Annotated in this window: 16 protein-coding genes; 11 read left to right on the top strand and 5 right to left on the bottom strand. The window is 59.8% G+C overall.

What is annotated here, in order from left to right; genetic code table 11:
• Positions 1–76: 76 nt before the first annotated feature.
• From HBN68_RS16435 to cysG, 4 genes are read left to right on the top strand one after another with little or no spacing between them, the layout of a single operon-like run.
• Positions 77–1,402 (top strand): replication-associated recombination protein A, encoded by a 1,326-nt coding sequence (locus HBN68_RS16435; protein ID WP_094992604.1) that lies wholly within the window; start codon positions 77–79, stop codon positions 1,400–1,402.
• Positions 1,399–1,773, top strand: a complete 375-nt coding sequence (gene crcB / locus HBN68_RS16430; protein ID WP_047274335.1) for a fluoride efflux transporter CrcB — start codon at positions 1,399–1,401, stop codon at positions 1,771–1,773. Before HBN68_RS16435 ends, crcB begins: the two co-directional genes overlap by 4 nt.
• Positions 1,774–1,789: 16 nt before the next feature.
• Positions 1,790–3,070 (top strand): serine--tRNA ligase, encoded by a 1,281-nt coding sequence (gene serS / locus HBN68_RS16425; protein WP_094992603.1) that lies wholly within the window; start codon positions 1,790–1,792, stop codon positions 3,068–3,070.
• A complete protein-coding gene (gene cysG, locus HBN68_RS16420; protein WP_169965312.1) occupies positions 3,071–4,465 on the top strand; it encodes a siroheme synthase CysG in 1,395 nt (464 codons plus the stop codon).
• Between the two features lie 55 nt (positions 4,466–4,520).
• Here the strand turns inward: cysG and HBN68_RS16415 are convergent, their stop codons facing one another.
• The 3 genes from HBN68_RS16415 to HBN68_RS16405 form a co-directional block, all read right to left on the bottom strand.
• The gene (locus HBN68_RS16415; protein WP_094992601.1) at positions 4,521–5,708 is read right to left on the bottom strand and encodes an osmoprotectant NAGGN system M42 family peptidase; all 1,188 of its coding nucleotides are present in this window, start codon (positions 5,706–5,708) and stop codon (positions 4,521–4,523) included.
• A gap of 71 nt (positions 5,709–5,779) precedes the next feature.
• Positions 5,780–7,525 (bottom strand): N-acetylglutaminylglutamine synthetase, encoded by a 1,746-nt coding sequence (gene ngg, locus HBN68_RS16410; RefSeq protein WP_169965310.1) that lies wholly within the window; start codon positions 7,523–7,525, stop codon positions 5,780–5,782.
• Between the two features lie 3 nt (positions 7,526–7,528).
• Positions 7,529–9,301 carry an N-acetylglutaminylglutamine amidotransferase gene (locus HBN68_RS16405; protein WP_169965308.1) on the bottom strand — a complete coding sequence of 591 codons (1,773 nt, stop codon included), beginning with the start codon at positions 9,299–9,301 and terminating at the stop codon, positions 7,529–7,531.
• A 665-nt stretch (positions 9,302–9,966) separates the two neighbouring features.
• On the opposite strand from HBN68_RS16405, the gene HBN68_RS16400 reads away from it, so the two are divergent.
• Positions 9,967–14,775: an NEL-type E3 ubiquitin ligase domain-containing protein gene (locus HBN68_RS16400; RefSeq protein WP_169965306.1), complete on the top strand. Its 4,809-nt coding sequence runs from the start codon at positions 9,967–9,969 to the stop codon at positions 14,773–14,775.
• A gap of 10 nt (positions 14,776–14,785) precedes the next feature.
• Here the strand turns inward: HBN68_RS16400 and mnmC are convergent, their stop codons facing one another.
• Positions 14,786–16,765, bottom strand: a complete 1,980-nt coding sequence (gene mnmC, locus HBN68_RS16395; protein ID WP_094992555.1) for a bifunctional tRNA (5-methylaminomethyl-2-thiouridine)(34)-methyltransferase MnmD/FAD-dependent 5-carboxymethylaminomethyl-2-thiouridine(34) oxidoreductase MnmC — start codon at positions 16,763–16,765, stop codon at positions 14,786–14,788.
• A gap of 141 nt (positions 16,766–16,906) precedes the next feature.
• On the opposite strand from mnmC, the gene pap reads away from it, so the two are divergent.
• The gene (gene pap / locus HBN68_RS16390) at positions 16,907–18,421 is read left to right on the top strand and encodes a polyphosphate:AMP phosphotransferase (protein ID WP_094992554.1); all 1,515 of its coding nucleotides are present in this window, start codon (positions 16,907–16,909) and stop codon (positions 18,419–18,421) included.
• 69 nt (positions 18,422–18,490) lie between these two features.
• Here the strand turns inward: pap and HBN68_RS16385 are convergent, their stop codons facing one another.
• Entirely contained in the window at positions 18,491–19,882 is a 1,392-nt protein-coding gene (locus tag HBN68_RS16385; protein WP_094992553.1) for a class II fumarate hydratase, read from the bottom strand.
• 196 nt (positions 19,883–20,078) lie between these two features.
• On the opposite strand from HBN68_RS16385, the gene HBN68_RS16380 reads away from it, so the two are divergent.
• The 5 genes from HBN68_RS16380 to HBN68_RS16360 all read left to right on the top strand — a co-directional run bounded on the left by HBN68_RS16380 (position 20,079) and on the right by HBN68_RS16360 (position 24,402).
• The gene (locus tag HBN68_RS16380; RefSeq protein ID WP_047277713.1) at positions 20,079–20,594 is read left to right on the top strand and encodes a DUF2059 domain-containing protein; all 516 of its coding nucleotides are present in this window, start codon (positions 20,079–20,081) and stop codon (positions 20,592–20,594) included.
• Positions 20,595–20,605: 11 nt separating this feature from the next.
• The gene (locus HBN68_RS16375) at positions 20,606–20,911 is read left to right on the top strand and encodes a BolA family protein (RefSeq protein ID WP_094992552.1); all 306 of its coding nucleotides are present in this window, start codon (positions 20,606–20,608) and stop codon (positions 20,909–20,911) included.
• Positions 20,912–21,014: 103 nt separating this feature from the next.
• Complete coding sequence (locus HBN68_RS16370; protein ID WP_169965304.1) at positions 21,015–21,953, top strand: rhodanese-related sulfurtransferase; 939 nt, start codon at positions 21,015–21,017, stop codon at positions 21,951–21,953.
• Between the two features lie 3 nt (positions 21,954–21,956).
• Positions 21,957–22,592: a DsbA family protein gene (locus HBN68_RS16365; protein ID WP_094992550.1), complete on the top strand. Its 636-nt coding sequence runs from the start codon at positions 21,957–21,959 to the stop codon at positions 22,590–22,592.
• 16 nt (positions 22,593–22,608) lie between these two features.
• Entirely contained in the window at positions 22,609–24,402 is a 1,794-nt protein-coding gene (locus HBN68_RS16360) for an ABC transporter ATP-binding protein (protein WP_169965368.1), read from the top strand.
• Positions 24,403–24,526 lie beyond the last annotated feature (124 nt).

Raw genomic sequence — 24,526 nt, 5'->3', positions numbered from 1 at the left:
CACCGCCTTTGCGCGAAGGCGTGAGCACCGCCATGGCATTGGCCCGCAGCACACACGTGAGGTTGTTTAAGCAGTGATGGACCTGTTTCGAAGTGCACCAATCGCTCAGCCCCTGGCAGCCCGTTTGCGCGCCGCCAACCTGGATGAGTACGTGGGCCAGCAACATTTGCTGGCGCGCGGCAAGCCCTTGCGTGAAGCGCTCGAACAGGGGGCGCTGCATTCAATGATCTTCTGGGGCCCGCCGGGCGTGGGCAAAACCACGCTGGCGCGGTTGCTGGCGCAAGTCTCCGATGCACACTTTGAAACGGTTTCCGCCGTGCTGGCCGGGGTCAAAGAGATTCGTCAGGCCGTGGAAGTGGCCAAGCAGCAGGCCGGTCAATATGGCCGTCGCACCATTCTGTTTGTCGATGAAGTGCATCGCTTCAACAAGTCGCAGCAGGACGCGTTCCTGCCCTATGTGGAAGATGGCACCCTGATTTTTATTGGCGCCACCACGGAAAACCCGTCTTTCGAGCTCAACAACGCACTGCTCTCGCGGGCGCGGGTGTATGTGCTCAAAAGCCTTGATGAAGCGGCATTGCTCAAACTGGTGCAGCGCGCACTGACCGAGGAAAAAGGCTTGGGCAAGCGGGGGCTGACCCTCAGTGATGAGGGCTTTCACGTGCTGCTCAGGGCCGCCGATGGAGATGGTCGACGCCTGCTCAACCTGTTGGAAAACGCCGCAGACCTGGCCGAGGACAACAGTGAGATCGGTATCGACTTGCTGCAAAGCCTGCTCGGCGATACCCAACGACGCTTCGACAAAGGCGGCGAAGCCTTCTACGACCAGATCTCGGCCCTGCACAAATCCGTACGTGGTTCCAACCCTGATGGCGCCCTTTACTGGTTTGCGCGGATGATCGATGGCGGCTGCGACCCGCTGTACATCGCGCGCAGGGTGGTGCGCATGGCCAGTGAAGACATCGGTAACGCCGATCCGCGGGCCCTGAGCCTGTGCCTGGCCGCCTGGGACGTGCAGGAGCGTCTCGGTAGCCCCGAGGGTGAACTGGCCGTGGCGCAGGCGATTACCTACCTGGCCTGCGCGCCTAAAAGCAACGCGGTGTATATGGGTTTCAAGGCTGCGCTGCGCAGTGCGTCGGAATATGGCTCGCTGGAAGTGCCCCTGCATTTACGCAATGCGCCGACCAAGCTGATGAAACAGCTCGGGTATGGCGGCGAGTACCGCTACGCCCACGATGAACCGGATGCCTACGCGGCGGGGGAAGATTATTTCCCCGATGAGCTGGCGCCTTTGCCGCTCTATCAACCGGTGCCGCGCGGCCTGGAGCTTAAAATCGGCGAGAAGCTCAAACACCTTGCTGCACTGGACCGTGCCAGCCCCTTGCAGCGGAGAAAACCTTGATTCCATTGGTCGCAGCTGTTTCTATCGGCGGTGTCGCCGGCACATTATTGCGCTTTGCGACCGGAAACTGGATCAACGCCAATTGGCCGCGGCACTTCTATACCGCGACATTGGCCGTTAATATCGTGGGCTGCCTGCTGATTGGCATTCTTTACGGACTTTTCCTGATCCGCCCGGAAGTACCGATTGAGGTCCGCGCCGGACTGCTGGTGGGTTTCCTGGGTGGCTTGACCACTTTTTCATCCTTTTCACTGGATACGGTGCGCCTGCTGGAAAGCGGGCAGGTGCCACTGGCACTGGGCTATGCGGCCCTCAGCGTATTCGGCGGGCTGCTCGCAACCTGGGCTGGCCTGTCCCTGACCAAACTTTGATAAACGAGAAACCGACATGCTCGATTCCAAACTGTTACGTAGCAACCTTCAGGACGTAGCGGATCGCCTGGCATCCCGAGGCTTCACGCTGGACGTGGCGCGCATTGATGCGCTCGAAGCCAAGCGCAAAGAAGTCCAGACCCTGACCGAGAAGCTGCAGGCAGAGCGTAATGCGATCTCCAAAAGTATCGGTCAAGCCAAGGCACGTGGCGAAGACATCGCGCCGCTGATGGCCAGCGTAGAAACCATGGGCAGCGATCTGGCCAACGGCAAGGTTGAGCTGGAAGCCATTCAGACTGAACTGGACTCGATCCTGCTGAGCTTGCCTAACCTGCCGGACGCTTCCGTGCCTGTAGGCGCGGACGAAGATGATAACGTCGAGATTCGTCGCTGGGGCACGCCTGCTGCTTTCGATTTCGAGATCAAGGACCATGTCGCGCTCGGCGAGCAACACGGCTGGCTGGATTTCGAAACGGCCGCCAAATTGTCTGGCGCCCGTTTTGCCTTGCTGCGTGGCCCGATTGCCCGTCTGCACCGCGCACTGGCGCAGTTCATGCTGAACCTGCACATCAATGAACACGGCTATGAAGAGGCCTACACGCCTTATCTGGTTCAGGCCCCGGCGTTGCAGGGTACTGGCCAGTTGCCTAAGTTCGAAGAAGACCTGTTCAAGATCAGCCGCGAAGGCGAAGCCGACCTGTACCTAATCCCGACCGCTGAAGTGTCGTTGACCAACATCGTCTCTGGCGAAATCGTTGACCACAAAAACCTGCCGATCAAGTTCGTGGCACACACACCGTGCTTCCGCAGCGAAGCCGGGGCGTCGGGTCGCGATACCCGCGGCATGATTCGCCAGCACCAGTTCGACAAGGTTGAAATGGTGCAGATCGTCGAGCCGTCCACGTCGATGGATGCGCTGGAAGGTCTGGTCGGCAACGCCGAAAAAGTGTTGCAGCTGCTTGAACTGCCGTACCGCACCCTGGCCCTGTGCACAGGCGACATGGGTTTCAGTGCGGTCAAGACCTACGACCTGGAAGTGTGGATTCCGAGCCAGGACAAGTACCGCGAAATCTCGTCGTGCTCCAACTGTGGTGATTTCCAAGCGCGTCGTATGCAAGCGCGCTTCCGTAACCCGGAAACCGGCAAGCCGGAGCTGGTTCACACCCTCAACGGTTCGGGGCTGGCGGTAGGCCGTACGCTGGTGGCCGTGCTGGAAAACTACCAGCAGGCAGACGGCTCGATCCGTGTACCGGACGTGCTCAAGCCTTACATGGGCGGCATCGAGGTCATCGGCTAAATGGAGTTTCTGCCGCTGTTTCATAACCTGCGTGGCAGCCGTGTCCTGGTGGTCGGCGGCGGGGAGATTGCCTTGCGCAAGTCCCGGCTGCTGGCAGACGCCGGTGCGGTGTTGCGGGTAGTTGCACCCGCCATTGAGGCGCAGTTGTGCGCGTTGATCGACAGCAGCGGTGGTGAGCAAGTCTTGCGCGGCTATGTGGAAGCGGACCTGGAAGGGTGCGTGCTGATCATTGCCGCCACCGACGACGAACCGCTCAATGCCCAAGTCAGCGCCGACGCTCATCGGCGTTGCGTGCCGGTCAATGTGGTGGACGCACCTGCACTGTGCAGCGTGATTTTCCCCGCCATCGTTGATCGCTCGCCGTTAGTGATTGCGGTGTCCAGCGGGGGCGATGCGCCCGTCTTGGCCCGCTTGATCCGCGCCAAGCTCGAAACCTGGATTCCATCGACCTACGGTCAATTGGCGGGCCTTGCGGCGCGTTTTCGGGCGCAGGTCAAAGGCCTGTTTCCGGACGTGCAACAGCGACGTGCATTTTGGGAAGACGTGTTCCAAGGCCCGATTGCCGATCGCCAGTTGGCCGGGCAGGGTGGCGAAGCGGAGCGCTTGTTGCTGGCCAAAATCAATGGCGAGGCGAGCCTGGCTACCGGCGAGGTTTACCTGGTAGGAGCCGGGCCGGGCGATCCGGACTTGCTCACATTCCGCGCACTGCGTTTGATGCAACAAGCCGATGTGGTGCTGTACGACCGCTTGGTGGCACCTGCAATCCTTGAACTGTGCCGCCGTGATGCCGAGCGCATTTATGTCGGCAAGCGCCGTGCCGAACATGCGGTCCCGCAAGATCAGATCAACCAGCAACTGGTGGACCTGGCCAAGCAGGGCAAGCGTGTGGTGCGCCTTAAAGGTGGCGATCCGTTCATCTTTGGGCGCGGCGGTGAGGAAATCGAAGAGCTGGCCGCCCATGGAATTCCGTTCCAGGTGGTGCCGGGGATCACGGCGGCCAGCGGTTGTGCCGCCTACGCCGGGATTCCGTTGACCCACCGTGACTACGCGCAGTCGGTTCGATTCGTCACCGGCCACTTAAAGGATGGCACCAGCAATTTGCCTTGGAGCGATCTGGTCGCCCCGGCGCAAACCCTGGTGTTTTACATGGGGCTGGTGGGGTTGCCGATCATCTGCGAACAGTTGATCAAACATGGTCGCGCCGCTGATACCCCGGCAGCGTTGATCCAGCAGGGCACCACGACCAATCAGCGGGTGTTCACCGGCACGCTGGCCAATCTGGCCACCTTGGTGGCAGAGCACGAAGTGCATGCGCCCACCTTGGTCATCGTCGGGGAAGTGGTGTTGCTGCGTGAAAAACTGGCGTGGTTTGAAGGGGCGCAGGCCGACGTCTGAGAGCGCCCACCCCAACCCTGTCCCTGCGGGAGGCGGTTGGGGTGAGCGATGCTTTTCAGCTCCGGTTATCCCCAACCAGGCTGTCAACCGATGGCACCCGGGTGTCGCTTTCCATTTGTGTGTCGTGCTCCAGCTGGTGACTGAACCTGTCCAGTGAGCCTTGCGCAGGTTGTGCATCGCTGGCAAACACCGGCGGGCTCATCATGTACGCCCCCAGTAATCGACTTAACGCCGCCAGGCTATCGATGTGCGTGCGCTCATAGCCGTGGGTGGCATCACAGCCAAATGCCAGCAGCGCACAGCGTATGTCATGCCCCGCCGTGACCGCCGAGTGCGCATCGCTGAAGTAGTAGCGAAACATATCCCGACGCACAGGCAGTTCGTTCTCCGCCCCCAGACGCAACAAGTGCCGCGACAAGTGATAGTCATAAGGGCCGCCTGAGTCCTGCATTGCGACGCTCACGGCGTGTTCGCTGGAATGCTGGCCTGGGGCGACCGGGGCAATGTCGATGCCGACAAACTCACTCACGTCCCAAGGCAGTGCCGCGGCAGCCCCGCTACCCGTCTCTTCGGTGATGGTGAACAGCGGGTGACAGTCGATTTGCGGCTGCTCGCCACTTTCCACAATGGCTTTCAAGGCTGCCAGCAGTGCAGCCACCCCGGCTTTGTCATCCAGGTGGCGGGCGCTGATATGACCGCTTTCGGTGAACTCTGGCAACGGGTCGAAGGCGACAAAGTCTCCCACGTTGACCCCCAGCGAATCGCAATCGGCCCGGGTCGCGCAATAGGCGTCCAGACGCAACTCGATATGGTCCCAACTGATCGGCAGTTCATCCACTCCGGTATTGAATGCATGACCGGACGCCATCAAGGGCAACACACTGCCGCGGATGACACCGTTGTCGGTAAACAGGCTTACGCGACTGCCTTCGGCAAACCGGCTGGACCAGCAACCCACCGGAGCCAGTACCAGACGCCCGTTGTCCTTGATTGCCCGTACGCTGGCGCCAATGGTGTCCAGGTGCGCAGAGACAGCGCGATCCGGGCTGTTTTTCTGCCCCTTGAGGGTGGCGCGTAACGTGCCGCGCCGGGTGAGTTCAAAGGGAATACCCAATTCCTCAAGGCGTTCGGCCACGTAGCGCACGATGGTATCGGTGAAACCTGTGGGGCTGGGGATGGCTAGCATTTCCAGCAATACCCGTTGCAGGTAATCGAGGTCGGGTTCGGGGAACGTGCGATTCATAAACACTCCTGACGCGAGACCCACCGCACGCGCTGCGTACGGGGGCCTGATGGGATGTTCAGCGACTGGACCTACGGCACAGGCTGACGGTGAGGAAACAACAAGTCGATAAAGCGTTCGGCGGTAGGTTGTGGCTCATGGTTGGCCAGCCCGACCCGCTCATTGGCTTCGATAAACACGTACTCGGGTTGGTCGGCAGCGGGCACCATCAGGTCGAGCCCTACCACGGGGATGTCCAGCGCCCGAGCGGCACGCACCGCGGCATCCGCCAGCACCGGGTGCAAGATGTCCGTGACATCTTCCAGGCACCCGCCGGTGTGCAGGTTAGCGGCGCGGCGCACAGCCAACACTTCCCCGGCTGGCAGAATATGGGTGAACTCATAGCCGGCCGCCTGCACGGTGCGCTCGGTTTCAGCATCGACGGGAATGCGGCTCTCGCCATCGGTGGCGGCCTGACGTCGGCGGCTCTGCGCTTCAATCAGTTGCAGGATACTGTGGTGACCATCGCCCACCACCTGCGCGGGGCGCCTGATAGCGGCGGCCACCACTTCAAAGCCGATCACCACAATGCGCAGGTCGAGGCCTTCGTGGAAACTTTCCAGCAGCACGCGACTGTCAAACGTTCGTGCAGCTTCGATGGCCTGCTGCACCTGCTCAATATCGCTCAAGTCAACGGCCACGCCATTGCCTTGCTCGCCGTCCAGCGGTTTGACCACGATGCGTCTGTGCTGCTCCAGAAACGCCAGGTTATCGTCGGCTCCCCCCGCCCGTTGTTGCGTCGGCAAGCTCAGGCCCGCGTCACTCAACACCTTGTGGGTCAGGCTTTTGTCCTGACACAAACTCATGCTGATGGCGCTGGTCAGGTCCGACAGCGACTCGCGGCACCGAATGCGCCGTCCGCCGTGGCTGAGGGTGAACAGCCCGGCCGAGGCGTCATCAATCTGCACGTCGATCCCGCGCTTGTAGGCTTCTTCCACCAGGATTCGTGCATAAGGATTGAGCCCGGCTTCAGGGCCGGGGCCGAGAAAAAGAGGCTGGTTAATGCCGTTCTTGCGCTTGATGGCAAAGGTCGAGAGGGTGCGAAACCCGAGCTTGTTGTAGAGATTCTTCGCCTGCTGGTTGTCGTGCAGCACCGACAGGTCGAGGTAACTCAGGCCACGGCTCATGAAATGCTCCACCAGATGGCGGACCAGCACCTCACCGACCCCGGGGCGCGGGCACAGCGGATCGACCGCCAGGCACCACAGGCTGCTGCCGTTTTCCGGGTCGTGAAAGGCGGTGTGGTGATTCAACCCCATGACGCTGCCGATCACCGCGCCACTGTCTTCATCTTCCGCGATCCAGTACACCGGGCCGCCCTGATGGCGGGCAGTCAGCAGCGTTGGGTCAATCGGCAACATGTTGCGGGCGATGTACAGCGAATTGATGGCATCCCAATCAGCATCGGTTTGCGCCCGGCGAATACGAAAGCCGCGAAACACGCGGGTGGCCTGACGGTAGTCGGTAAACCACAGGCGCAAGGTGTCCGAGGGATCGAGAAACAACTGCTGGGGCGACTGTGCCAGGACCTGTTGCGGCGCTGCCACATACAGGGCGATATCACGCTCGCCGGTTTGCTCATTCAAGAGTTCGTTGGCCAAGCTGGCCGGGTCGGGAAAGGTGTGCCCGATCAGCAGGCGTCCCCAGCCGCAGTGCACGGCTACCGGCTGGGCATCGAGCGCACTGCCGTCTTCGGCAAAACGCGCTTGCAGGCGTTCGTAAGTCGGGGCTTGTCCGCGCAACAAGCGTTGGCTGTAGGCGGTGGCGAGGGGTTTCATGGGTTAGATTCCTTGTTCGCTCAGCCACAGGTTCAGGGCGGCCAGTTGCCATAACTTGGAGCCGTTGAGCGGCGTTAACTGGCTTTGCGGGTGGGTCAGCAGGCGGTCCAGCATGGCAGGCTGGAACAGGCCGCGGTCCTGGCTGGGGTCGAGCAGCAAATCACGCACCCAGTCCAGGGTGTCGCCTTGCAAGTGTTTCAGGCCGGGGACCGGGAAGTAACCTTTCTTACGGTCAATGACTTCACTGGGGATCACCAGCCGCGCAGCTTCTTTTAGCACTTGCTTGCCGCCATCCGGCAGTTTGAAACGTGCCGGGATACGCGCTGACAGTTCGGCCAGCCGGTAGTCGAGAAACGGCGTACGGGCTTCAAGGCCCCAGGCCATGGTCATGTTATCGACGCGTTTGACCGGGTCATCCACTAGCATCACCGTGCTGTCCAGGCGCAGCGCCTTGTCCACGCCAGCGTCGGCACCGGGCTGGGCGAAGTGCTCGCGTACAAAGTCCCCGGCGGCGTCATTGGCCGTTAGCCACTGTGGCTGCACAGTGGCTTTGTAATCGTCATAGCTGCGATCAAAAAAAGCCTCGCGATAGGCGGCATAGGGATCGCTGGCGCCATCGACCTGCGGGTACCAGTGGTAGCCGGCAAACAGTTCATCGGCGCCCTGGCCGCTCTGTACCACTTTGCAATGCTTGGCGACTTCCCGCGACAGCAAGTAAAACGCGATGCAGTCATGGCTAACCATTGGCTCGCTCATGGCGCGGAACGCTGCGGGCAGTTGCTCAATGATTTCGTGTTCGCCAATGCGCAGTTGGTGATGACGCGTGCCGTAGTGCTTGGCAATCAGGTCCGAATACTGGAATTCGTCCCCGCGTTCGCCACCTGCGTCCTGAAAACCGATGGAAAAGGTCGACAAGTCTTGTACGCCGACTTCCCGCAACAGCCCCACCAACAAACTGGAGTCCACGCCGCCCGAGAGCAGTACGCCGACATCCACCGCTGCGCGCTGGCGAATAGCCACAGCTTCACGGGTGCTGTCGAGTACACGGTCGCGCCAGTCTTCCAGTGTCAGGTGAGTTTCGTCGGCGTGAGGGCCATACGGTAACGTCCACCAAGTGTGCTGTTCGGTATTGCCTTGGGCGTCGATGCGAAGCCACGTGGCAGGCGGCAGTTTTTCGATACCGGCAATCAGGGTGCGCGGTGCTGGCACCACGGCGTGGAAATTCAGGTAGTGGTTCAATGCAACCGGATCGAGCATCGGGCTGATGTCGCCGCCTTTGAGCAGGGCCGGCAGGGTAGAGGCGAAGCGCAAGCGTTCGCCGGTGCGCGACAGGTACAGTGGCTTCACGCCCAAACGGTCGCGGGCAATGAACAGGCGCTTGGCATCACGCTCCCAAATGGCAAAGGCAAACATGCCATTGAGCTTGGGCAGCAACGCCTCGCCCCACGCGTGATAACCCTTGAGCAACACTTCGGTGTCGCCCCCGGAGTAAAAGGCATAACCGAGGGCTTCGAGTTCAGCGCGCAGTTCGGGGAAGTTGTAGATCGCACCGTTGAACGCCAGTGAAAGGCCCAATTGGCTATCGATCATTGGCTGGGCTGAACCATCGGACAGGTCCATGATTTTCAGCCGGCGATGCCCGAGGGCTATCGGCCCTTGGCTGTGAAATCCCCAGGCATCGGGGCCACGGGGTGCAAGGTGGTGGGTGATGCGTTCGATGGCTGCCAGGTCGGCAGGTTGTTGATCAAAACGTAACTCTCCAGCTAATCCGCACATACTGCTTGAACCCTTTTAAATCCGGGCCTCTCTCGCTACTGCTGTGAGTGCAGTACGCACTGCGTACTGCGTTGCAGAGATCGAAAGCACGTTCTGCACGCCGAGACCACGTTGGGTGGGGCAATAAACGCCGACTTCATCCCGTCTCTCAAACACTGTGGCATACGTGTGACGGGTGTCGGTCGTTTTGCCGTGTCTCGAACCCAGCGTACGCAGTGCTAACAACCCGTAGCGTTCAGGCCCTGTTTCGGATCGGACATGTTGCTCTGACCTGTCTCCCGATCCTTCCGGCGCGAATACACAGTCAGAGCGCGCCGCTTTTAGTGACTTGGTTTTTGTGAGTCCCTGGAAAGCGCGATCGTTCAAAAAAGTTCGCGAGTGGTCAGGGGGCTTGCCCTTTTTTTGTAGCCACAGCCGGAAATGCCGTGCGCAGCCTTGGAGCCTCCATCGCGCCCTGGCGCGGCTCCCAGGCTAGCCTGCACCTATTCGCGCTGTGAAAAAATCGGGATTAAAAGGCCTGAATGCCGAGGGGACCGTTCGTCAATTCCCGGTCAAGGCTGTGAACTGGGCGCAGGATTTGCACCGGTCATATTTATCTAGGTCATTGCACAAGCCGTGCGGGGATAGCGTGGAGTGCTTCTTCGTCCTTGCCCCGAGCGGTTGATATGACTGATACCCCCCTAACGTTACCCCTTGATGCCCGTGATTCCACCCTGAGTGAGTTGGAACCCCTGGAACTCGTTCGCGGGCATATGCCCAAGTGGCTGGTGAATGCAACACCGGATGCCATCAAGGCGTTGAACACGGCCATGGCTCAAAGCCGTGCTTACCATGCCTTGTCCGGCCAGCGTTTTTCCGAACTGGAAGGCATTGAAGCGTATTGCGCCCCGCTTCTGGCAGCGGAGGTCAAACGTCGCTTTGGCCACGCGCTCGACATTTTTCATGATCACCTGCACATCGTGCATGTGCACCTGATCACGGACGACACGCTCCTTGCCACGATTCGCCATTACACCTTGCTGGATGAGCCCAAAACGCTGCTGTGGGCGGCGCTTCAGAACTTTTCCGAAGACGAGGCTCTTCCTGGCGGCTTCAATCCGCAAAGCCGGATTCGCCTGACGCGGCAACAGGGGGCAATCAGCCCTGTGCATCCGCGCCACTTTGCGGCGTTGTGCCGCGAGCTTAACTTGGGGCTCAAATATCAGCAGTACCTGCAAGACTTCTTGGGAGTGGCGCCCAGCGGGGTGACAGCGCAAAGCGTCAGGGAGCAGGAGACTGAGTCCAACCTGCGTTTGCTCAAACGTTATGACATGGAGGTCGATGCCCGCGTAGCGTTCCTGAAAAAACACATCAGCGACTCTGCCCATACAGCCCTGATTGCCCTGCTGGGCGAGCACGCTTCCTCGGGAACGAGGGGGCGTGGCGCAACACTGGACGGCAAACCCCTTCAGCTCAGTTCGTTGTCACTGCTCGATAGCGTGATTGACGGGGTTGTGATCTTTACGGCCAATGCGCCCTTGCTGCATCCCGATCAGCGGGTGATCGTCTACATCCCCAATGATCCCGTGGCACCGTTCTTTGAGTTCAGTTCGCTGCAGGTCTTCATTGAAGAGTTGAAGGTCCGGCTGCGACGATCAGAGTACGTGGATTTTTTCTCACGTTTTGTTGCCCTGGGCGACCGGCCTGTGTTTTTGCAGAAGGTGCGGGCCCTCCCCGAACGAATGGGGCTGGTCACGACGCCCTTGAGCTTGAGCGCTGCGCATTACCTGTGTGCGGTGCAATTAAAAAACATGTTTGCCGAAGCCCAAGTGCTGGCCGTTCCTACGGGCGTGCTGGATGCGCAGGAGCGCGAGAAGAAATGGCAGCTCTACCAGGGTGTCGGCCTGTTTATCGTCAATGTGGCGTCCTTGTTTGTGCCAGTGCTGGGCGGCGCGATGTTGGCCCTTGCGGTGGGTCAAATGCTTGTAGAGGTGTACGAAGGCGTTGATGACTGGGCCCATGGGGATGTTGATCATGCGCGTGAGCACTTGTTGAACGTGGCGCTGGACATGGCCGCCACGGCCGCCACGGTGGTTGGGGGCGTAGTGGTTAAAAAACTCAGCAACCGCTTGAGTGCAGCCACCCACAGTTATTTTGAAGACTTTCAGCCCGTCATTCGTCAGGACGGCACGGCCCGGTTATGGAATAAACAGGTGAATCATTACGCTCACAGCGGTGCGGCCGAGCTGCATCAGTACACGCGGGACGCTCAAGGTTTTTTCAACGTTGAAGGCAAGCAACTTGTCACGGTCAATGGCAAGCACTTTGCCGTGGAGCACGACAGCGCGGCCCGGCAGTGGCGTATTGTCCACCCGCGTCGGCCACACGCGTACAAGCCAGGGTTGCTGCACAATCAGCACGGTGCCTGGCAGCACGCACATGAACGCCCGCTGGAATGGGAGGGCAGCGGCGTGTTACTGGGGCGATTGGGCCATCACTTTTCCAGTTTGGACGAACCGTCGCTGGCGCGAGTGATGGCATTGACGGGCACCGAGCCAGACGTCATGCGCAGGGTTCATCTGGAGAATCTGATGCCACCCCCGCTATTGAGTGTGAGCCTGAAACGCTTTGAGATAGACCGTCAAATCAGCGATTTCATTGAACACATGCAGACGGGTGACTACACCCATGCTAAATGGGCTGACCTGCAATTGAGCCTGCTGCCGGATTTACCGGGGTGGCCTGCAGGTAAGGGGCTGACGCTGATCAACGGGGCCGGGGGCCGCGACCTTGAGTATGGTGTTGCGCAGGGCGCGAACCGGATCAGTATCACCCACCCAATCCTTGAGCAAGGCAAGGTGCTTGAAGCGGTTCTGACGGCGTTGTCCGTAGAGCAAATGCAGGGACTACTGGGTCGCGAAATCCCCGTGTCACCGTTGCCCGTTGCATCCTTGGCCAACGCGTTGAGCGGGTATGCCCGTGATCATCGCGGGGCGCTGTTCGAGCGTCTGTACGGGCGCTTCAATGTGTCGGACTCCCCCCGGGTCAAGACCATTGAGGCGGTGTTCCCCGGTCTGCCGCAACCCGTTGCGCAGTCGTTGGTGGCGTCGGCCACCGATGTGCAACGCGCCAGCTTGAGCGCGGGTAAGGTGCCATTACCCTTGGCGGAACATGCGCGTGCGTACTTATACGATGGACGCTTGAACCGCGCCTTTGAAGGCTTTTACCTGACCTCGCACACGCCTGCGGCAGCGGATACCGAGCGACTGATCAGGCACTTTCTCGATCAATTGCCCCATTGGCCGGCCAGCGTTTCATGTGAGCTGCGGGACGGCTCGACCTTTGGCGCATCCTTGCAACGCTGGGGCCGCGACCCCCACCCGGCGCGATTAATTGTCAAAACCGGGCAGGGTTATCAGCGCTACGTGCTTGAACGCGGACGTTATGCGCTGCAACCCGGTGAAGATGCCCTGTTGTCGAGCGCCGTTTTTAAACTGTTGAGTAAGGCCGAGCGTGAAACGTTGGGGTTTTCGACGGCTAATGAAGAGGCTCGCTTTAACGCTGCCTTGGGTTCCATGGCGGCCAGTCAGCGTGAAGCGTGCGCACAGGCCTTGGGCATGCAATCGATCAAGCCGCGCTTTAAAGCGCCTACGCGCATGGCCAATGGCCAATTGGGGTATCCGTTGTGCGGGCTGGATCAAGGACGCTACTCCCGTGCTTTACGCCGTCGAGTGCGCGACCTGTATCCCGAGTTCTACGATGATTACGTGCAGGCGTATCTGGACTCAATCACGGAGAGTCAACAAGACCCGCTGCTGTATGTGCGCGCCCGCAAACGTCAACGAAACCTGTTGCGTGAAACCCTTCAGGAATGGATTAACGTTGCCCCTTCAGAAATGTCCGGCGCACCCGCGCTGCATGACTACCCGGAAAGCCGATACCAGGCGGCGGGACTGATAGAGCGCAGTTGGCGTAAAGATCCGGCACACATGCCCTGGGTCAGTCAAAGTCAGACCTACGAGTTGAACCTCAATGGCTTGCGTGTAGGCAATCTGCCTCGGCTCGCGGCGCAGATCGACTTCAGTCATGTCACCGACTTGAACCTGAACCACATGGATTGCCGTGACACCGCGGCTTCGTTTCTGGAGCATTTCACCGGCTTGACGTCGTTGCAGATGGACCACAACCGAATGGTTTACCTGCCGCCGCAATTGGCCAGGATGCCCCGACTGCGTCATTTGTCATTGGCGCACAACCTGCTGTACCTCTCGTCAGCGGATGCGGCGGTTATGAGGTCAATGCACCGGCTTGAAACGTTGGATTTGAATGACAACTTGCTCGGGCCGTTGCTGGATTTGAGCGGACTTCCCTACCTGCGCCGTGTGTACTTGCGTCGCACCTGGATTCAACAATGGCCTGAGGGGCTGATTTCGCGACCGCTGCTAGAAGCGGCCGATCTGCGGGAAAACCAGTTGGTCGACATTCCCGAGCTGGTGTACCAGACGTCGCCCACCCTCACGCGCAATATCTCCCTGTCGGGTAATCCTCTATCACCCGCCGCCCGTCTGCGTCTGGCGCGCTTTGTGTCTCAGGGCGGTAGCAGCCTGGGGATCAACACCGAGGATTTGATGAGCGAAGCGGCCGCCTTTGAGTTCTGGACCTCGGGGATTACCAATCATGAACGTGTGCAGCGTGAACGGTTGTGGGCCGAGCTGAAGGCCGAACCGGCGTCTGAAGACTTCTTCACGGTGATCAGCCGCTTGACCACCACCGCTGACGCCCAGACTGTGCGTCAGGATTTAAGCCGTCGAGTGTGGGAAATGATTGAAGCGGCGAGCGAAAGCTCCACGCTGCGCCGAGATTTGCTGAGCATCGCCGCAGCCCCGCGCAGTTGCACAGACAGTGTCGCCATGACCTTCAGTGCATTAGAGATAACCTTGCACCTGGCCAGGCTTGAAGCGCAGGGCCCGGCACAGGAGTCCGAGCTGCTGAGCTTTGCCACGGGTCTGTTCAGGTTGGATCAGGTGGGTAAAGTGGCCAGCGAAGTGTGCGAAGCCCGTGTGGCAGCAGGTGGGCCGGCACCTGATGACGTCGAAGTGCATTTGGCTTACAGAACCGGTCTGGCTCAGGTGCTGGGTTTGCCGGATCAACCGCGCAGCATGACGTTCAAGGAGATTGCCGGGGTGACCCAAGCCGATCTGGAGGATGCCCGTGCGCGGGTTGAGGTAGCCGAAAAAACCGCTGCGCTGGCCAACTTTATCAGCCGAACAGAGTTCTGGCGGGCGCAGCTGATCCGCAACCATCAGGCGGAGTTTTCGCACCTGACCGCGCCTTATTTTGAACAGTTGAGCGAATTGCTGCGCAAATCCCCTGAGATGAACAGTGAGCGTTATTTACGGCTTGTCAGCGAGGTACGCGCTGCCATGGAAGCGGCAGTGGATGCCTGGAGTTTGAGTAAAACCCTGGCAGTGCTGCCTGCAGCACTGCCAGGTTGAGGGTGAGCGCTTATAGCCTGCGCACCAATGCGCGTACCGCAAAGCGATTGGGGTGACAGGCGTGGGCCACGGCCCTTGGCATGGGCAACGGTTCATTATTGATCCATGCAGCCAACAACTCGCCCGACAGCGGGGCGGTAATCAGGCCGCGCGAACCATGGCCGCTGTTCACATACAGGCCATCCAGCCAAGGGCACGGGATGTCGGGCACCTGCCGGGCGTCCTTGCCCAGCACGGCATAGGCTTGGGCGAACGCTTCAGGTTCGGCCAGCGGGCCGACGATGGGCAGGTAATCGGGGCTGGTGCAACGGAAGGCCGCCCAACCCTGTAACGTCGCAGGGTCCAGGTTGCCCTTGCCGAGGCGTTGTACCAAGTCCGGCGAAATTTCTTCCAGCAAATCCAGATTGCCCTGATGGCCTTCAGGCGTGGTGGTTAAATCGTCGTTGTGAAAATCGAAGCTGGCACCCACCGTGTGCTCGCCAAGTCGGCCGGGGGCCACATACCCCTCGGCACAGACGACTGTTTTCAGTGCCGCACTGTCAGCCGTTTCGACCAACTGAGTGATCTGCCCGCGAATGCGTTTGAGCGGCAAGCCGCTGCTGGCCGGGAAGCGTTTGACCTCGGCGGCACCTGCCAATACCACCACCGACGCACTGGCCAGAACGCGGTCGTCCTGCAGCGCTTGCCACTGGCCATCCACGTTGTTGAGTTGCAACACGTCATGGTGGATCAAGACCTTCACGTTGGGGTGCAAGGTCTGAAACTGGCATAACGCAGGCGGGTGCACCCAGCCACCTTCGGGATAGAACAGACCGCCATGGGCTAACGCAACACCGGCCTTTGCTTGCGCCTGCGCCTGATCCAGCCAATGGACTAAAGCAGGAGAAAAGGCGTCGGCCAGTTGCGCCTGACGGTCTGCTTCCTTGGCATTAAAGCCCAGTTGCAGTACGCCACAGTCATCCCAGTCGCGGCCGCGCTGCAACTGCTCAAGCACGCGACGGGTGTAACCGAAACCACACACGATCATCTGCGACAGTGCGGTGCCGTGGGCGGAAAGCTTGAGGTACAACACGCCCTGTGGGTTGCCCGATGCTTCTTTGGCGAGCCGTTCGTGACGCTCCAGTACAGTCACCTTCCAACCGCGCCTGGCCAGGCTATTGGCACTGGCGCAGCCTGACAGTCCACCACCGATCACCAGTGCAGTGCGGGGCCCCTGGGGCTTAGGCGGGCGTGCGAACCAGGGTTTTTCGCCCGCGACTGGCACGGCTGTTTGTGGCGCGCCCAGGAACACGCCCCGCAGAATCTCCCACTTGTGCCCGATGCCGGGCGTGCGGCGCATCTTGAAGCCGGCCTCGTTCAAGGCGCGGCGCACCCAGCCGGTGCTGGTGAACGTGCTGATGGTGGCGTCGGGTGCGGCCAGGCGTGCCAACTGCGCAAACAGTTCGGGCGTCCACATGTCCGGGTTTTTCGCCGGGGCAAAGCCGTCCAGAAACCAGGCGTCGACCTGTGCATCCAGCTGCGGCAGCTGTTCCAGCACGTCACCGATCAACAAGGTCAGGGTGACCCGGCCATTGGCCAGGCTGAGGGTTTGAAACCCCGGATGAATGGCGAAATAGCTGGCCAGCAACTGTTCGCTGTAAGTCGCCAGTTCAGGCCATAGCCCAAGGGCGCGTTGCAAGTCCTCGCGGGTCAGCGGGTATTTTTCGACACTGATGAAATGCAGGCGAGCGTCGGGCGGCGCGGTTTCGTCAAACAGCTGCCATGCGCACAGAAAATTAAGCCCGGTGCCGAAGCCGGTTTCACCAATCACAAATGGCGCGTTGGCGGGCAGGGCGGCAAAACGCTCTCTGAGGGCATTCTGTTCGATAAAGACATAACGGGTTTCCTCCAGACCCGATTTGTCCGAAAAGTACACGTCGTCAAACAGTCGCGAATGGGGGCGACCCTGGTCATCCCAGTCGAGCTGGGCATTGGGCATTTCAATTGTCATAGGGGGCTCGGCATCGGCAAGGCGGTCATTCTAGCGGATTGGCAGAAGCGGGAATGATCCCTGACAGGTGTGTGAGCATTCTTTCCTACGCATGACAGATCATTCCGCTAGTCTTGTGGGCATCTTGCCAGGGAGCTTTCCATGTTCGAATCCGCTGAAATCGGCCACTTCATCGACAAAGAAACGTACGACAACGAAGTGCCTGCGCTGCGCGAGGCCTTGCTTGAGGCCCAGTACGAACTGCACCAGCAGAAACGCTCTGCGGTGATTGTGTTGATCAATGGCATCGAAGGCGCTGGCAAGGGCGAAACGGTCAAGTTGCTTAATGAATGGATGGACCCGCGCCTGATCGAAGTGCGCACCTTCGATACCCAGACCGATGAAGAGCTGGCGCACCCTCCGGCGTGGCGTTACTGGCGTCAACTGCCGGCCAAAGGGCGGATGGGGGTGTTCTTTGGCAACTGGTACAGCCAGATGCTGCAAGGGCGGGTGCATGGCCATTTCAAGGATGCGGTGCTTGATCAGGCGATCAACGGTGCCGAGCGCCTGGAAAAACTGCTGTGCAATGAAGGCGCAGTGATTTTGAAGTTCTGGTTTCACCTGTCCAAAAAGCAAATGAAAGCTCGGCTCAAAGCCTTGAAAGACGACCCGCTGCACAGTTGGCGCATCAGCCCGCTGGACTGGCAACAGTCTGAAACTTACGACAAAGTGGTGCATTTCGGTGAGCGCATGATCCGTCGCACCAGTCGCGACTATGCGCCTTGGAACATCGTGGAAGGGGTGGATCCGTACTACCGCAGCCTGACTGTGGGCAAGATCCTGCTGGAAGGTTTGCAGGCGGCCATCAACACGCCCAAAGCCCGGGTGCGCTCGATCAGCGTGCCGCCATTGCCAGCGCATATTGATGGCAAGAGCCTGCTCGATTGTCTGGACATGACCCACCGTCTGGACAAGGACGACTATCAAGAACAGTTGATTACCGAGCAAGCGCGCCTGTCCGGTCTGATGCGTGACAAGCGTATGCGTCGTCACGCGCTGGTCGCGGTATTTGAAGGCAACGATGCGGCGGGCAAGGGCGGCTCGATTCGTCGCGTGGCGGCGGCGCTTGACCCTCGTCAATACAGCATCGTGCCAATTGCGGCCCCTTCGGAAGATGAGCGTGCTCAGCCTTACCTGTGGCGCTTTTGGCGGCAGATCCCGGCACGGGGCAAGTTCACCATCTTTGACCGCTCCTGGTACGGACGCGTATTGGTGGAGCGCATTGAAGGCTTTTGCCCGCCGCAGGACTGGTTGCGTGCATATGGCGAGATCAACGACTTCGAAGAGCAGCTCAGTAATGCGGGCGTCATCGTGGTCAAGTTTTGGCTGGCGATTGACAAAGACACCCAGCTGGAACGTTTTCAGGAGCGCGAAACGATCCCGTTCAAACGTTTCAAAATTACCGAAGAAGACTGGCGCAACCGCGAAAAGTGGGACGAGTACCGCACCGCCGTGTGCGACATGGTGGACCGCACCAGCACCGAGATTTCGCCTTGGACCCTGGTGGAAGCCAACGACAAGCGCTGGGCGCGGGTCAAAGTGCTACGCACAATCAATGACGCGCTGGAAGCCGCGTTCGAGAAGCGTGACAAGCACGATAAAAAGCGCAAGAAGTAAGGGCGGCAGAGGCGGCGCCTGACCTCGCAGCCACGCGCTGCGCAGCTGTGAGGGCAGGCGGGGCGGATGTCAGTGTTTGCCTGTTCCCAGCATGTTCTCGGGCCGTACCCACTGGTCGAACTCTTCGTCCGTCAAATAACCCAGCGCCAGTGCGGCCTCGCGCAGGGTCAGGCCCTCGGCATAGGCTTTTTTGGCAATTTCTGCCGATTTGTCATAACCGATATGCGGGTTGAGCGCGGTCACCAGCATCAGGCCGCGTTCCAAGTGTTCGGCCATTTTTGCCGCATCGACTTCCAGCCCTGCGACGCAATGCTTCTGGAAGTTGCTGCAGCCGTCTGCCAGCAATTGGATCGACTGCAGCAGGTTGTGGATGATGACCGGTTTGTACACGTTGAGTTGCAAATGACCCTGGCTGGCAGCAAAGCCGATCGTCACATCATTGCCCATGACCTGGCAGGCCAGCATTGACAGCGCCTCGCACTGGGTCGGGTTGACCTTGCCCGGCATGATTGAGCTGCCCGGCTCATTGGCCGGAAGTTTTATTTCGGCCAAGCCCGCGCGTGGCCCCGAACCCAGCAGGCGGAAGTCGTTGGCCAATTTCATCAACATGACGGCGAGGGTTTTGAGAGCCCCCGACAGGTTGGTTAATGGCTCATGACCCGACAGTGCAGCGAATTTGTTGGGGGCCGTGACGAACGGCAAGCCGGACAGCGCCGCCAATTCCGCAGCAATGGCCTCGGCAAAACCGTGGGGCGCGTTCAAACCCGTCCCGACAGCGGTGCCTCCCTGGGCCAATTCATAGACAGCGGGCATTGCCGCGTAGATGCCGCGTTCGGCGTAATCCAATTGCGCTATAAACGCAGACACTTCCTGACCAAAGGTGATCGGCGTGGCATCCATCATGTGGGTGCGTCCGGTTTTCACCTGTTTCATGTGGCGCGCCGACAGTTCTGCCAGGCCGCCGGTCAGTTCGCTGATCGCGGGCAGTAAGTGTTCATGCACGGCTTTGGCCACGGCGATATGCATGGCCGTGGGAAAGCAGTCGTTGGAGCTTTGGGAGCGGTTGACGTGGTCATTGGGGTGCACGGGCGACTTTCCGCCCCGGCCCTTGCCGGCCAGCTCGTTGGCGCGCCCGGCCAGCACTTCGTTGGCGTTCATGTTGCTTTGGGTGCCGCTGCCGGTCTGCCAAACGGCCAGCGGGAACTGGTCATCGTGTTCTCCGGCCAGCACTTCATCGGCGGCCTGTTCGATCAGGCGTGCAATGTCAGCAGGCAAGTCGCCATTGCGGTCATTGACCCGGGCCGCAGCTTTTTTGATCAGTACCAGTGCATGCAACACCGGCAGCGGCATTTTCTCGTTGCCGATGGCAAAGTTGATCAGCGAACGTTGGGTCTGCGCGCCCCAATAGGCCTCTTCCGGCACATTCACTTCACCCAGGCTGTCGGTTTCGATACGGCTCATCAGGCTGCTTCCTCTCAGAATGTGATCACTGAGCTTAGGCGTGTATCGGGGAAAGGGGTTCAATCTTTGGTTCTATCGACTTTTGTCGACAGGATGAACCTCCCCCTCTCAGCGCCGGGGTTGAGTGACACACTTTGTTAGGCGCAGAATGGGCGTCCTTGGGGTTCGACCTCGCTTGCTAGATAAAGGAAACTCGATGACCCGTCTTCGCGCCATCTGTACAGCAGTTGCTCTGGTATGCGCCAGCGGCCAGGTTTTTGCCGATGCTGCCAGCCACGCTGCCAGTGCTGAAACCTTCCTGAAGCTGGCCCATGCCGACAAGCTGGGTACCCCGGTATACATGCAAGTGCAGCAAATGTTCGCTCAGCGTTTTGAGCAGACCAAAGCACCTGCCTCCAAGAAAGCCCTGCTGGAAACCTACCAGGCCAAGGCCAACACCGCGCTGGACCAGGCCATTGGCTGGGACAAGCTGAAGCCGGACATGGTCAAGCTGTACACCACCAACTTCAGCGAACCCGAGCTCAAGGAACTGGTTGCGTTCTACCAGTCGCCACTGGGTAAAAAAGTGCTGGAAAAAATGCCTCAGCTGACGCAGCAATCGGCGCAAATGACCCAGGCCAAACTGGAGAGCGCCGTACCGGTGGTCAACAAGCTGCTGGCGGACATGACCGCTGAGCTGGAGCCAAAAGCGGCCCCGGCCAAAAAGAAGTAAGCGGAGCCTGAATGAACATGCAACAACGTATTGAATCGGCGCTGAGTGCGTTGCAGCCCGTGCACCTGAGCGTGCTGGATGAAAGCCACATGCACAGCCGCGGTTTGCAGACGCACTTCAAGGCCGTGGTGGTCAGCGAGCAGTTTGCCGGGCTCAACAGCGTCAAGCGTCACCAAAAGGTATACGCCACCCTGGGTGACTTGATGGGCGAGTTCCATGCGTTGGCCTTGCACACGTACACGCCTGAAGAATGGGCGAAAATCGGCACAGCCCCGGCATCGCCGACCTGTGCCGGCGGTGATCGCCCGTTGGCTTAATCTGCGGGCTTTTTGCTAGAATCCGCAGCGCGCCGCTTAGCCGGCGCGTTTTTTTTTGGATCCGGTTCACCCCTTACGAGGGTAGCCACCTGGAGAGCGTCCCATGACTGCGCCAATCGTTGTCGCTGCACTGTATAAATTCGTCACCCTTGAAGACTACGTTGAACTGCGCGAGCCCTTGCTCAACGCCATGGTCGACAACGGTATCAAAGGCACCCTGTTGATCGCTGAAGAAGGCATCAACGGCACGGTTTCCGGCAGCCGTGAAGGCATCGACGGGCTGATGGCCTGGCTCAAGAATGACCCGCGGATGGTCGATATCGACCACAAAGAATCTTATTGCGACGACCAGCCGTTCTACCGGACCAAGGTCAAGCTGAAGAAAGAAATCGTCACCCTCGGCGTTGAAGGCGTAGACCCGAACAAGAAAGTCGGTACCTACGTCGACCCCGAGAACTGGAACGCGCTGATTAGCGATCCAGAGGTGTTGCTGATCGACACGCGCAATGACTACGAAGTGTCTATCGGTACATTTGAAGGCGCTATCGACCCTAAAACCACCAGCTTCCGTGAGTTCCCGGACTACATCAAAGCCAACTTCGACCCGGCCAGGCACAAGAAAATCGCCATGTTCTGTACGGGCGGCATTCGTTGCGAAAAAGCCTCGAGCTACATGCTCAGTCAGGGCTTTGACGAGGTCTATCACCTCAAGGGCGGGATCCTGAAGTACCTCGAAGAGGTCCCTCAGGAAGAAACCAAATGGCAGGGCGACTGCTTCGTGTTCGACAACCGTGTCACCGTGCGCCACGACCTGACCGAAGGCGAATACGATCAGTGCCACGCCTGCCGCACGCCGATCAGCGCGGCAGACCGTGAGTCCGAGCATTATCAGCCGGGTATCAGTTGCCCGCATTGCTGGGACAAGCTGAGCGAGAAAACCCGTCGCAGCGCCATCGACCGCCAAAAGCAGATCGAACTGGCCAAGGCCCGTAACCTGCCACACCCGATTGGCCACAACTACCGTAAACCTGCCGAGGCCTGAGCCATGTCAGCGCGCCTGCTTTATGTGATGGACCCCATGTGTTCGTGGTGCTGGGGGTTTGCGCCTACCGCCCGGGCCTTGGTCGAGCAGGCGCAGGCGGCCGGTGTTGAGCTGCATCTGGTGGTTGGCGGGTTGCGTACAGGCAGCGGCTCTGCGCTCGAACCCGGCACCCGTCGCTACATTCTGGAGCATTGGCAGGCGGTCACTGAGGCCACCGGGCAGCCGTTCACCTTTGACGGGGCCTTGCCCGAGGGTTTTGTGTACGACACCGAGCCTGCCTGCCGGGCTATCGTCGCGGCGCGCAGCCTGGCCCCCGATTGTGCGTGGACCCTGCTGGGTTTGATCCAGCAGGCGTTCTACGTGCAGGGCCGAGATGTGACCCAGGCCAGCGTGCTGGTGGAGCTGGCCGAAACAGCGGGTGTGCCACGCATCGAATTTGCGGCGGCTTTCGACAGTGTGCAACAACATGCCGCAACGGCGGCTGATTTTACCTGGGTGCAGGATTTGGGCATCGCCGGGTTCCCGACGCTGTTGGCTGAACGCAATGGCCAGTTGGCCTTGCTAACCAATGGCTATCAAGCACTCGAGCCTTTGTCCGATCTGCTCGGACGCTGGCTGGATCGTGCCGCGCGTGCCTGACGCCAAGGAATCCCCTCTGACAACTTCCCAACCGGATCGCCTGACCTGGGCCGAAATCCGTCGACTGGCCCTGCGTCATAAAAAAGCGCTGTGGATCGCCAATGGCGTCGCAGTACTGGCCACCCTGTGCAGTGTGCCGATTCCCTTGTTGCTGCCCTTGCTGGTGGACGAGGTGTTGCTGGGCAATGGCGATGCCGCGCTCAAAGTGATGAATCAGTTTTTGCCGACCACATTGCAGTCTTCAGTGGGGTATATCGGACTGATGCTGCTGGTGACATTGATGCTGCGTTGTGGCGCATTGTTGTTCAACGTGCTCCAGGCGCGGCTGTTTTCGCGGTTGGCCAAGGACATCGTGTTTCGCATCCGCCTGCGATTGATCGAGCGCCTCAAGCGCATCTCGCTGGCGGAATACGAGAGCCTGGGCAGCGGGACCGTGACCACGCACCTGGTGACCGACCTGGACACCCTGGACAAGTTCGTGGGCGAGACCTTGAGCCGGTTTCTGGTGGCGATGCTCACGCTGGTGGGCACGTCGGCGATTTTGTTGTGGATGCACTGGCAGTTGGCGCTGTTGATCTTGCTGTTCAATCCGTTAGTGATCTACGCCACGGTGCAGTTGGGTAAACGGGTCAAACACCTTAAAAAGCTTGAAAACGACAGCACGGCGCGGTTTACCCAGGCGCTGACTGAAACGCTGGATTCGATCCAGGAAGTGCGTGCCGGCAATCGTCAGGGCTATTTCCTCGGGCGCCTTGGGCACCGTGCCAAGGAAGTACGCGATTTCGCCGTGGCCTCGCAATGGAAAAGCGACGCGTCCAACCGTGCCAGTGGGTTGTTGTTCCAGTTCGGGATCGATATTTTCCGTGCCGCTGCGATGTTAACGGTGTTGTTTTCGGATTTGTCGATCGGCCAGATGCTGGCGGTCTTCAGCTACCTGTGGTTCATGATCGGCCCCGTTGAGCAACTGCTGAACTTGCAATATGCGTTTTATGCGGCGGGCGGGGCAGTGACACGTATCAACCAACTGCTGGCCCGCGCTGATGAGCCGCAGTATCCCGGCGGTGCCGACCCCTTCACGGGGCGACAGACCGTCGGGGTGCAGGTACGTGATCTGTGTTTCAGCTATGGCGAAGAGCGGGTGCTGGATCACCTCAACCTGACCATCGCACCGGGCGAAAAGGTGGCCATCGTCGGTGCCAGCGGTGGCGGCAAAAGTACCCTTGTTCAGTTGCTGCTGGGGCTTTACACGCCTCAGTCCGGCAGCATCTTCTTTGCCGGCGACAGCCAGCCGGCCATCGGTCTCGATACCATTCGTGAGCATGTGGCCGTGGTCTTGCAACACCCGGCGCTGTTCAACGATACGGTGCGCGCCAATCTGACCATGGGCCGCGAGCGCACCGACGAGGCTTGCTGGCGGGCGCTGGAAATCGCCCAACTCGACGGCACCATTGCTACCTTGCCCCAAGGACTGGACAGTATTGTCGGGCGCTCCGGTGTGCGCCTGTCCGGCGGTCAGCGGCAACGTTTGGCCATTGCGCGCATGGTGTTGGCCGATCCCAAAGTGGTGATCCTTGATGAGGCGACCAGTGCGCTGGACGCTGCCACGGAATACAACCTGCATCACGCTTTGGGAAAATTCTTGAGCGGACGCACGACTTTGATCATTGCCCACCGCCTATCTGCGGTAAAACAGGCGGATCGGGTATTGGTGTTTGATGGCGGTCGCATTGCCGAGCAGGGCGATCACCAACAGCTCATGGCTGAAGGCGGCCTCTACGCCAAGTTATACGGGCACTTGCAGCAAAGTTGACCCGGTGGCGACGTTGCGTTTTCCCTGTTGAGTGCTTGAATCCCCAACATCAATCTCTTTTATGTGCCTGATTGCCTGCCCGTCGCGTTTAGAGAGGGTCAGCACGTCTGGTTGTTTTGGTTGT

It is taken from the genome of Pseudomonas sp. WS 5078 (assembly GCF_012985745.1).
Classification (GTDB): domain Bacteria; phylum Pseudomonadota; class Gammaproteobacteria; order Pseudomonadales; family Pseudomonadaceae; genus Aquipseudomonas; species Aquipseudomonas lundensis_A.
The sequence above is the reverse complement of the archived record's forward strand: the minus strand, read 5'-3'. Positions and strand labels throughout refer to the sequence as shown.

Coding starts and splice junctions, on each gene's coding strand:
- HBN68_RS16435 (WP_094992604.1), top strand. CDS start 77: ATGGACCTGTTTCGAAGTGCACCAATCGCTCAGCCCCTGGCAGCCCGT.
- serS (WP_094992603.1), top strand. CDS start 1,790: ATGCTCGATTCCAAACTGTTACGTAGCAACCTTCAGGACGTAGCGGAT.
- cysG (WP_169965312.1), top strand. CDS start 3,071: ATGGAGTTTCTGCCGCTGTTTCATAACCTGCGTGGCAGCCGTGTCCTG.
- HBN68_RS16415 (WP_094992601.1), bottom strand. CDS start 5,708: ATGAATCGCACGTTCCCCGAACCCGACCTCGATTACCTGCAACGGGTA.
- ngg (WP_169965310.1), bottom strand. CDS start 7,525: ATGAAACCCCTCGCCACCGCCTACAGCCAACGCTTGTTGCGCGGACAA.
- HBN68_RS16405 (WP_169965308.1), bottom strand. CDS start 9,301: ATGTGCGGATTAGCTGGAGAGTTACGTTTTGATCAACAACCTGCCGAC.
- HBN68_RS16400 (WP_169965306.1), top strand. CDS start 9,967: ATGACTGATACCCCCCTAACGTTACCCCTTGATGCCCGTGATTCCACC.
- mnmC (WP_094992555.1), bottom strand. CDS start 16,765: ATGACAATTGAAATGCCCAATGCCCAGCTCGACTGGGATGACCAGGGT.
- pap (WP_094992554.1), top strand. CDS start 16,907: ATGTTCGAATCCGCTGAAATCGGCCACTTCATCGACAAAGAAACGTAC.
- HBN68_RS16385 (WP_094992553.1), bottom strand. CDS start 19,882: ATGAGCCGTATCGAAACCGACAGCCTGGGTGAAGTGAATGTGCCGGAA.
- HBN68_RS16380 (WP_047277713.1), top strand. CDS start 20,079: ATGACCCGTCTTCGCGCCATCTGTACAGCAGTTGCTCTGGTATGCGCC.
- HBN68_RS16375 (WP_094992552.1), top strand. CDS start 20,606: ATGAACATGCAACAACGTATTGAATCGGCGCTGAGTGCGTTGCAGCCC.
- HBN68_RS16370 (WP_169965304.1), top strand. CDS start 21,015: ATGACTGCGCCAATCGTTGTCGCTGCACTGTATAAATTCGTCACCCTT.
- HBN68_RS16365 (WP_094992550.1), top strand. CDS start 21,957: ATGTCAGCGCGCCTGCTTTATGTGATGGACCCCATGTGTTCGTGGTGC.